This window comes from Streptomyces sp. (genome assembly GCF_035645055.1).
Taxonomy (GTDB): domain Bacteria; phylum Actinomycetota; class Actinomycetes; order Streptomycetales; family Streptomycetaceae; genus Streptomyces.
In genome coordinates this window covers 1-4,716 of record NZ_DASQNH010000080.1, presented here as the reverse complement: position 1 = coordinate 4,716, position 4,716 = coordinate 1, and the positions used below count along the sequence as shown (strand labels likewise).

The 4,716-nt window shown below is 76.9% G+C and carries 1 protein-coding gene and 2 pseudogenes; 1 reads left to right on the top strand and 2 read right to left on the bottom strand.

Going from position 1 to position 4,716, the window contains the following annotated elements:
• A pseudogene (locus VE614_RS26430) lies at positions 1-2,771 on the top strand (histidine kinase); the annotation flags it as partial.
• Here the strand turns inward: VE614_RS26430 and VE614_RS26425 are convergent.
• Positions 2,768-3,339, bottom strand: a pseudogene (locus tag VE614_RS26425) (TetR family transcriptional regulator). The pseudogenes VE614_RS26430 and VE614_RS26425 sit on opposite strands and share 4 nt — an antisense overlap.
• A 259-nt stretch (positions 3,340-3,598) precedes the next feature.
• The coding region (locus VE614_RS26420) for a long-chain-fatty-acid--CoA ligase (protein ID WP_324942215.1) at positions 3,599-4,716 on the bottom strand (1,118 nt) is incomplete at its 5' end.

The following is a 4,716-nucleotide window of genomic DNA, read 5'->3' as shown; positions in this document are numbered from 1 at the left end:
CCGAGCCCAGCGGCGGCACGGGCCGTCGGCGTGGCCGGGCCGCCGAGGACGCGGCGCGGGGGGCGGCCGGGGTGGCCGAGGGGGCCGTCGTCACCGCCGACGAGCACGCCGCGGGCACCGCCGCCGCGGGCACCGGCCTGGGCGGGACCGTTCCGCCGCAGGGCGTTCCCGCGCCGGGCGGCCGACGCGCCCGCCGCGCGCCCGAGGAGCAGCACGCCCTGCCGCCCGCGCTGCCCGCCGCGGCGGAGGAGAACCCGCAGCCGACGGGGCGCCGCCGCCGGGCCCTGGCCGCGGCCCAGGAGCGTGCCGCGGCGCAGGAGGCCGGACCCCGCACGGTGTTCGCCCTGCCGCCGGCCGAGGCGGACCGGGCGCCCGCCGGGCCGGAGGGGGAGGACCGTCCGGGCCAGCCGGGACAGCAGGTGCCGCCGCCGGGGCAGCAGGGACTTCCCGGCCGGCAAGGTCTTTCGGAGCAGTCGGGGCTTTCGGGGCAGTCGGGCGGGCAGGACCCGCAGTCCGCACAGCTCCCGCAGTCAACGCAGCTTCCGCAGTCCGCGCAGCTCCCGGTCCAGCCCCTGGCCCCTGGTGCGCCCGTGGACGCCGCCGCGCACCCGGTCCCCGCGCCGACGCCGATCCCGGTTCCGGCTCCCGACCCGGCCCAGGTTTCGCCGGCTCAGCCCCCGGGTGGCCCGGTCCCGGCCGCCGGGGCGCCCCAGCCGGTCCCCGCCCCGCACCAGCCCCCCGGTCAGCCGGTCCCGCCGGCCCAGCCGGTTCCCGCGCCGATGCCGGTCCCGCACCCGGTGCCGCACCAGTCCGGACCGGGCGGGGCAGCGGAGTCTCCCGATGCCCCCGGCTCCAGGGCCGTGCCCGGTGCCCCGGCTGCTCCCGGCGCCGACGACCACGGCCGGCACGACGCCGTCCCGCACGACCAAACCGACGACCACACCCCGCCGCAGCCGCACCCGGTGAGCGCGCCGACCGGCCGGCGCCGGCGGGCCGTCGCCGTACCGCCGGAGCCCACCGGGACGCCCGCGCAGGGCGTTCCGGCCCAGTCCGACGCCGTGCCGCCCGGCCAGGCCGAGGCTCCCCAGGGTGCGCTGGAACCGCAGCCCGGCCAGGCGATGCCCGCCGCGCAGGCCCAGCCCGTTCCGGCGGCGAGCCCGGCGGTCGCCCCCGCGGAGCCCACCCCCGGCACGGGGCAGGTCGCCCAGCCACCGCAGGCCGCGTCCGGCACCGGGCACGTCACGGTGCCACCGCAGGCCAGCTCGGGCGCCGGCCATGCCGCAGTGCCCGCGCAGGTCGCCACCCCGCAGCCCGTGGCGCACTCGGTCGCGCAGCCCGCCGTACAGCCGGTCGCCCACCCCCTGCCCGGTCAGCCGCTTCCGGCCGAGTCGGTCGCCGGGCCCGGCACGCCCGCCGCGGGCACCCCGGCACCTCAGCCGTGGCCGGCCGCCGACGGGGACACCTCGGGCGCGGGCACGGCCGTACCGGTGCCCGGCGCCCACCCCGCCGTACCCGCGCAGGGCACCGGCCCCGCCGCGCGTCCGGCCCCGCAGCCGAGCGGGCCCGCCACCCCGCTGCCGCCCGAAGCCGCCGCCCCCGGCACCCCGCCCGCCGCGCGAGTCGCTCAGCCGTTGCCCGCCGAGGCGGCGGCTCCCGTGGACCCGAACTCGACGCAGGGCCGGGCGATCAGCGTGCGCACCCTGGGACAGGGCGTGCCGTTCAACCGGCAGGCCGCGCAGGCGCAGCAGCCGTCGACCGCCACGCCCGCCCCGCACCAGCCGGGCGGCTCCGGCCGCCGCCGCAAGCTGGGCACGCCTCCCGAGCCGGTCGCCGCGCGCCCGCATCCGCCGGCCGAGCAGCCCGCGGCCCAGCCGGTGCCGCCGGCCCAGCCGCCGCGGCTGCCCGCGCAGGCGAGCGAGGGCGCCGGACGGTCGTACGCCATAGGCGCGCCGGACGAGAACGCCGCCGAGGGCCCCGAGCCGCTGGACGGTCCGGGGGGTGCCGTGGAGGTGGCCGACACGCCGCGCCCGCAGCCCATGGACGACGAGCTTCCGCCGGAGCCGCTGGACAATCCGCGGCGGTTGCTGGTGTGGCCCGCGCCTGACGTGAGCACCCAGCAGGCGCTGAGCGACCGGGGGTACCGGCCGGTGATCGTGCACTCGCGCGAGGAGGTCGACGCGCAGATCGCGGCGTTCCCCGCCGCGCTGTTCGTGGACCCGCTGACCGGGCCGATCACCCGGACGGCCCTGCAGTCGCTGCGTCAGGCGGCCGTGGCGGCCGAGGTGCCGGTGATGGTGACGGCCGGGCTGGGGCAGGCGTCGCGGGACGCGGCGTACGGTGCCGACCCCGCCGTGCTGCTGAAGGCGCTCGCCCCGCGGGACAGCGAGCAGCATCCGCCGCGGGTACTGCTGATCGAGGAGCACGCGGAGATCGCCCTGGCGCTGACCGCGACGCTGGAGCGGCGCGGGATGCAGGTGGCGCGGGCGGCGAGCGACACGGACGCGGTGACCCTGGCGGGGCAGTTCCGGCCGAACCTGGTCGTGATGGACCTGATGCAGGTGCACCGGCGGCGGGCCGGGATCGTGGACTGGCTGCGCGCGAACGGCCGGCTCAACCGCACCCCGCTGGTCGTCTACACGGCCGCCGTCGACCAGGCCGACCTGCCGCGGCTCGCCTCCGGTGAAACGGTGCTGTTCCTGGCGGAGCGGTCGACCAGCGCCGAGGTGCAGGCGCGGATCGTCGACCTGCTCGCCCGTATCGGCACGAACTAGCGGGTCATCAGCCCACGAACTGGCGGGCCACCCAGCCTGCGGGCCGCCTCCTTGACCGATGCCCGGAGCCGGTCCCGGTCGGTGTCCTCGGGGCCGGTGAGGATGCGGGCCATCTGCGGGACGACGGTGGCCCGGTTGGCCAGCGCGGTCAGCAGGAGCAGCAGGCCGGGGGCGGGGATGGCGTCGGTGATGACGCCGCGGCGCTGGCCGTCCGCGAGGGCGGCGACCTTGCGGGCGTAGTGGTCCCGGCGTTCGGCCTCGTCGGGGAGTTCGGACGAGCCGTACTCGATGCCCTCCCAGAAGAGCAGGCGCAGCACCTCGGGGTGGGCGGCGTGGTAGTCGAGCAGGCGGTCGATCCAGGCGTCGATGTCGTCCGGGTCGACGGGGACCGAGGCGGCGAGGTCCAGCATCTTCTTTCGAGGACGTGGGTGAACAGCGCGGCCTTGTTGCCGAAGTAGGCGTAGATCAGCTGCTTGTTGGCCTTGGCCTTGGCCTCGCTCGCGATGCGGTCGATGCGGGCGCCCGCGATGCCATGGCGGGCGAACTCGTCGACCGCCGCCTCGAAGATCCGGGACCTCGGCCCTCGCGGGCTCCGCCTACACCCACTTCGGCTGGGGCGGGGTGGCGGCGGCGTGGCTGGTGCTGGGGTGGGGGACGACCGCCGTACGACGGTGAGGGCGCGGTCGTGTCTCTGCCCCCCGGCCCCTGCCCCCGTCCCCGCGCATGCGGCCGTCGTACGACGGACCCCGCGCATGCGGCCGTCGTACGACGCCGAGGGCGCCGTACGACGGCAGGGACCCACAGGATCCGGCGATCCGGCCGGAGGCTCAGAGCTCGGTGACGTCCAGCTCGCCCTCCGCGTACTGCTTGCGCAGCACCTTCTTGTCGAACTTGCCGACGGATGTCTTCGGCACCGTCGGGATGACCGTCCAGCGCTCCGGCAGCTGCCACTTGGCGATCTTGCCCTCGTCGGCGAGGAAGGCGCGCAGGGTGGCGAAGTCCGCGGTGGCGCCCTCCTTGAGGACGACCGTGGCCAGCGGACGCTCGCCCCACTTGTGGTCGGGGACCGCGACGACCGCGGCCTCGGCGACGTCCGGGTGGGACATCAGCGCGTTCTCCAGCTCCACCGACGAGATCCACTCGCCGCCGGACTTGATGACGTCCTTGGCGCGGTCGGTCAGGGTGAGGAAACCGTCGGGGGAGATCGTGCCGACGTCGCCGGTCTTCAGCCAGCCGTCCTCGCTGAACTTGTCGGCGGGGCGCAGCGGCTCTGCGTCCGGGCCGTTGTAGTAGGCGCCGGCGATCCACGGGCCGCGGACCTCCAGCTCGCCCGCCGACTCGCCGTCCCACGGGATGCGCTCGCCGCCGGGGCCGGTGAGGCGGGCCTCGACGCCGGCCGGGAAGCGGCCCTGCGTGAGCCGGTAACGGAACTCCTCCTCGGTGCCGATCACGTGGGCCGGCGGCCGGGCGATGGTGCCGAGCGGGGAGGTCTCGGTCATGCCCCAGGCGTGGCAGACGCGCATGCCGAGCTTGTCGAAGGCCTCCATGAGGGAGGGCGGACAGGCGGAGCCGCCGATGGTGACCTGGGTGAGCGAGGAGACGTCGCGCGGCTTCGCGGTCAGCTCGGCGAGCAGGCCCTGCCAGATGGTGGGGACGGCGGCGGCGTGCGTCGGCTTCTCCCGCTCGATCATCTCGGCGAGCGGCGCGGGCTGGAGGAAGCGGTCCGGCATCAGCAGGTTGACGCCGGTCATGAAGGTGGCGTGCGGCAGACCCCAGGCGTTCACGTGGAACTGCGGCACCACCACGAGCGAGGTGTCCTGGTCGGTCAGGCCCATCGACTGCGCCATGTTGACCTGCATGGAGTGCAGATAGACGGAGCGGTGGCTGTAGACGACGCCCTTGGGGTCGCCCGTGGTGCCGGAGGTGTAGCACATGGAGGCGGCCT